The following is a 4,852-nucleotide window of genomic DNA, read 5'->3' on the forward strand; positions in this document are numbered from 1 at the left end:
ATGTCGATCTCACGCAGACGAACACGCAAACACCCCGACGCACGCAACCGCGTCAGCACATGGCTCACCGTCTCGATCCGCAGCCCCAGGTGGCTGCCRATGTCTTCGCGGCTCATCGGCAAGCGGAGCTCGGTACTCGATTGACCGCGCTCCTGCGCACGCTCGGAGAGTCCCAGCAGGAACGCCGCAATGCGCGCCCCCGCCTGCCGCTGCCCGAGCAGCCGCATCAGCGCATGGTCGCGCACGATCTCGCGGCTCATCAGCTGATGGAAACGGCGCTGCAGCATCCCTGACGCGGCCAACGCCTGCTCGACCTGGTCGAACGGCAGTTCGCACACCTCGGAATCCTGCAGCGCGATCGCCTGGCAGCGGTGCAGGCCCGAGTCGATCGCATCCAGCCCGAGCAGGTCACCCGGCAACGCGAAGCCGGTCACGCGCCCGCGCTGCGGCGGCACGCCGACGCAGGTCTTGAAACTGCCGATGCGCACCGCGTACAGCGAGGCAAAGGTCTCGTCCTCCAGGAACAGCGTGTCCCCCGCGGCCACCGCCCGCACGCTGCCGGCCACGCTGGCCGCGATGTCGTCGCGCACCACCGGCAGACACAGGTGGCGCCGCTCGCACAGCATGCACTCGGGTTCGTCCGGCAGCACCGGCAAATGGATCATCGAAGACATGGCACGACGCGCCGCAGCGCTCCATCGGGTTGAGTGGCTCGACGGCATTGTGGGAGGCAGGGTGCGACCGCCAATTGATCCAACGCAAGCCGCCACGGCGCGCCGCGCGCGACAGTGCCGGCATGAACGCCGCACACCCCTCCCCCGCGCTCGACGACGACCTGCTGCGCCGCTTCGATGTGCCCGGCCCGCGCTACACCTCGTACCCGACGGCCGACCGCTTCGGCGAGTCATTCGACGCGCAGCAGTACCAGCGGATGCTGGTCGCGCGCAACGGCAGCACCGCGCCGCTGTCGATCTACGTGCACATCCCGTTCTGCGAATCGGTCTGCTACTACTGCGCCTGCAACAAGGTGATCACGCGGCACCACGAGCGCGCGGCCGGGTACCTCGATGCACTCGACACCGAGATCGAGTTGCACGTCACCGCGCTCGGCAGCGGGCTGCCGGTGTCGCAGCTGCACCTCGGCGGCGGCTCGCCCACCTTCCTCAGCGATGCCGAGCTGACGCGGCTGATGTCGACGCTGCGCGGCGCGTTCAACCTGCTGCCCGATGCCGAGATCTCGATCGAGGTCGACCCGCGCACCGTCACGCCGGCACGCCTGTCGCACTTCCGCACGCTCGGCTTCAACCGCATCAGCTTCGGCGTGCAGGACATCCAGCCCGAGGTGCAGCAGGCCGTGCACCGCGTGCAGCCGTTCGAGGACGTGCGCGTGCTGGTCGCCGCCGCGCGCGTGCAAGGTTACGAATCGATCAACGTCGACCTGATCTACGGGCTGCCGAAACAGACGCCGCAGAGCCTCGCCGAGACGGTGGCACGCGTCGCCGAGTTGCGCCCCGACCGCGTCGCGCTGTACGGCTACGCGCACCTGCCGGAGCGCTTCAAGCCGCAGCGGCGCATCGTCACGGCCGAACTGCCGACCGGCGCCGATCGCGTGGCGATGCTGCGCGGCGCGATCCGCGGCTTCCTCGCCGCCGGCTATGAAGACATCGGCATGGACCACTTCGCACTGCCCGGCGACGCCCTCGCCCGCGCGCGCCGCGCCGGCCGGCTGCACCGCAACTTCCAGGGCTACAGCACCCAGCCCGATTGCGACCTGATCGCCCTCGGCGTCTCGGCGATCGGCCGCATGGGCAGCAGCTACAGCCAGAACGCGAAGACCCTGCCCGAGTACTACGAGGCGCTCGCGCAACGCCGCTTCCCGGTGGTGCGCGGCCTCGCGCTCGACCGCGACGACCTGCTGCGCCGCGACGTGATCATGGCGCTGATGTGCCAGGGCCGCGTCGACCTCACCACGCTCGGCCATGCGCACGATGTCGACGGCGCGGCGTACTTCGCGCCCGAGCTGGCCTCGCTGCAGGTGTTCGTGGCCGACGGCCTGGTCGAGATCGACGATGACCACGGCGCGACCGTGCAGGTGACGCCGCGCGGCTGGCTGCTGGTGCGCGCAATCGCGATGGTGTTCGATCGCCACCTGCAGGCCGCGCGTGCCCGGGTGCGCGAAGGCAAACACCCCGCCGAAGCCGGCGGCGCGCGCTTCTCGCGCGTGCTGTGACGGTGCAGCGATGAGCCTCGCGCTGCTCACCGGCGCCGCGCTGCTCGGCCTCGCCGGCTCGGCGCATTGCGCGGCGATGTGCGGTGCCAGCAGCGCCGCCGTCGTGCGCACCTGCAGTGCAGCGAGTGGCAGTCGCCCGTTGCCGGCCACCCTCGCATTCCAGGGCGGACGCCTGCTCGGCTATGCGCTCGGCGGGGCGCTGGTGGCGTCGAGCGTCTCGGCCCTCGCCTGGCTCGGCCAGGCCACGCCGGCCTTGCGGCCGCTGTGGGCCTTGCTGCACGTGGCCGGCGTCGCACTCGGGCTGTGGCTGCTGTTCAGCGGCCGGCAGCCGCGCTGGCTCGCACAGCTCGGGCAGCCGCAGCAGCCGGTGCAGGCGCCGCGCGCCGACGGCTGGCAGGTGATGGCCGGCCCGCTGAAGGCCGGCGCCGCCGGCAGCCTGTGGGTCGCGTGGCCGTGCGGGCTGCTGCAATCGGCACTGGTGCTTGCGGCCCTGGCCGACGGCGCGCTGGCCGGTGCCGGCGTGATGACCGCGTTCGGCCTCGCGTCGTCGCTCGCGCTGTGGGGCGCCCCCGTGCTGTGGGCCCGGCTCGACCGGCGCGCACTCGCGTGGAGCATCCGCCTCGCCGGGCTGTGCCTGGTGCTCGGCTCGGGCTGGTCGCTCGGCCACGGGCTGTGGCCGGATTCGGCGCTGTTCTGCGCGACCTGATTTCGGTCGCCCGTCAGCGCCGGTACAAGCCTTCGATCTCCTGCTCGAAGCGCACCATCAGGTTGTGCCGCTTCAGCTTCAGCGTCGGCGTCATCAGGCTGTTTTCCACCGTCCACGGCTCCAGGCTCAGCCACACCGCGCGCGGCACGCCGTAGCGCGGGAACGCCGCCGCCAGCTGCGCCATGCGCTGCAGCGCGGCTTGCTGCACCGCCGGCAGGTTCAGGCTCTCGGGGGGCACCGGGTCGACGCCGAGCGACTGCGCGAAGGCCTGCCACTGCGTGCGGCCGAGCACCGCCACCGCGGCGATGAACGGCCGGTTCTCGCCGAGCACGAAGACCTGGCTGAACAGCGGGTCGGCCGCGATCGCCAACTCCAGGTCGGCCGGCGCGATCTTCTCGCCGGTCGAGGTGACGATGATCTCCTTGATGCGCCCGAGGATGCGCACCCGGCCGCCGTCGTCGATCGACGCCTGGTCGCCGGTGCGCAGCCAGCCGTTGTCGGTGAACGCACGCGCGCTGTCCTCCGGCCGCTTCCAGTACCCCTTCATCACGTTCGGGCCGCGCACCTGCAGCTCGCGGTTCTCGCCCAGGCGCAGCTCGACGCCCTGCAGCGCGGTGCCGACGGTCGCCGGATCGTTGTGCTCCAGCGTGTTGGCCGCGATCACCGGCGAGGTCTCGGTCATGCCATAGCCCTGCAGCACCGGCACGCCGAGACCAAGGAAGCAGCGCGCGAGCGCCGCCGACAGCGGTGCGCCCCCGCTGACGGCCACGCGCAGCCGGCCGCCGAAGCTCGCGCGCAACGGGCGGCCCACCAACGCATCGAGCAGCGGTGCGACCAGCAGCTCTGCCGCCGCCCACGGGCTCGCCTCGGTGGGCAGGCCCTGCTGCCGGCAGAAGCGCCGCCAGCCGACCGCCTGCGCCGCGTCGAACAGCCAGCGCTTCACGCGCGAGCCGGCCAGCCGCGCGTCGAGTTGCGCGCGCACGCGCTCGTAGATGCGCGGCACCGAGATCAGCACGGTCGGCCGCACGCTGCGCAGGTCCTCGGCCAGCAACGCGACCGAGCGCGCATGCGCCACGCAGCTGCCGGCCGCGATCGGCAGGTAGTAGCCCGCAGTGCGCTCGAAGGTGTGCGACAGCGGCAGGAACGACAGGAACACGTCGTCCGGCCCGGGCGCGACGTGCGCGAGCACCGCCATCACGTTCGCCACCACGTTGGCATGCGTCAGCATCACGCCCTTCGGCTTGCCGGTGGTGCCCGAGGTGTAGACGATCGCGGCCAGGTCGTCGTGCCGCGGCGGCGTGGCCGGCAGCTCGGCCTGGGCACCAGCCGCCAGCCATTCGCCCACGGCGATCACCGGGACGGCACCGCCCTGCCCGGCCGCCGCTGACGTTGCGGAGGTCGCTCCCACCACGACGACGCAGCGCAAGGCCGGCAGCGCGACGCCGGTGGCCCGGATCGCTTCCCACTGCGCCAGCTCCTGCACCATCAGCACGGCGGCCTCGCAATCGCCCAGGATGTAGGCGATGCTCGCCGGGTTGTCCAACGCATGCATCGGCACCGGCACGCCGCCGGCAGCCATCGTCGACAGGTCGGCCCACACCGCCTCGACGCCGTTCGGCAGCAGCAGCCCGACGCGCGAACCGGCCGGCAGGCGCAGCGCGGCCAGCGCGTGCGTCCAGCGCTGCACCGCGGCCGCGGCCTCGCGCCAGCTGAGCGCGACCCAGCGGTTCGTGGCGGYGTCGAAACGGCGGTAGGCGGTGTCTTCGGGGCTGCGCCGGACGCGCGCCTCGAAGAGTTCGGTCAGCGTGAGGACGTGGGACAGGGCGGAATCGGTGCGGCTCATCGGCGGCGATTCTCCCCGCATCGCCGGCCGTCGCCGGCGCGCAGGGGCTTCGCCGCTTGCGCCACGTCAAGCC

General features: G+C 72.3%; 4 protein-coding genes. 2 read left to right on the forward strand and 2 right to left on the reverse strand.

Features of this window, described 5'->3' with window-relative positions; all coding sequences use genetic code 11:
- A partial coding sequence (locus AC1D01_RS20915) for a helix-turn-helix domain-containing protein (protein ID WP_477869667.1) occupies nucleotides 1–674 on the reverse strand: 674 nt, incomplete at its 3' end.
- A 122-nt stretch (nucleotides 675–796) separates the two neighbouring features.
- On the opposite strand from AC1D01_RS20915, the gene hemN reads away from it, so the two are divergent.
- Together hemN and AC1D01_RS20925 are read left to right on the forward strand one after the other, a co-directional pair.
- Nucleotides 797–2,230 carry an oxygen-independent coproporphyrinogen III oxidase gene (gene hemN / locus AC1D01_RS20920; protein WP_477869669.1) on the forward strand — a complete coding sequence of 478 codons (1,434 nt, stop codon included), beginning with the start codon at nucleotides 797–799 and terminating at the stop codon, nucleotides 2,228–2,230.
- 10 nt (nucleotides 2,231–2,240) lie between these two features.
- On the forward strand, nucleotides 2,241–2,936 hold the full coding sequence (locus AC1D01_RS20925) for a sulfite exporter TauE/SafE family protein (protein ID WP_477869671.1): 696 nt from the start codon (nucleotides 2,241–2,243) through the stop codon (nucleotides 2,934–2,936).
- Nucleotides 2,937–2,949: 13 nt separating this feature from the next.
- On the opposite strand, the gene AC1D01_RS20930 is transcribed toward AC1D01_RS20925, so the two are convergent.
- A complete protein-coding gene (locus tag AC1D01_RS20930; RefSeq protein WP_477869673.1) occupies nucleotides 2,950–4,779 on the reverse strand; it encodes an AMP-dependent synthetase/ligase in 1,830 nt (609 codons plus the stop codon).
- Between the last annotated feature and the right edge of the window lie 73 nt (nucleotides 4,780–4,852).

This window comes from Rhizobacter sp. P3_B12 (assembly GCF_056402895.1).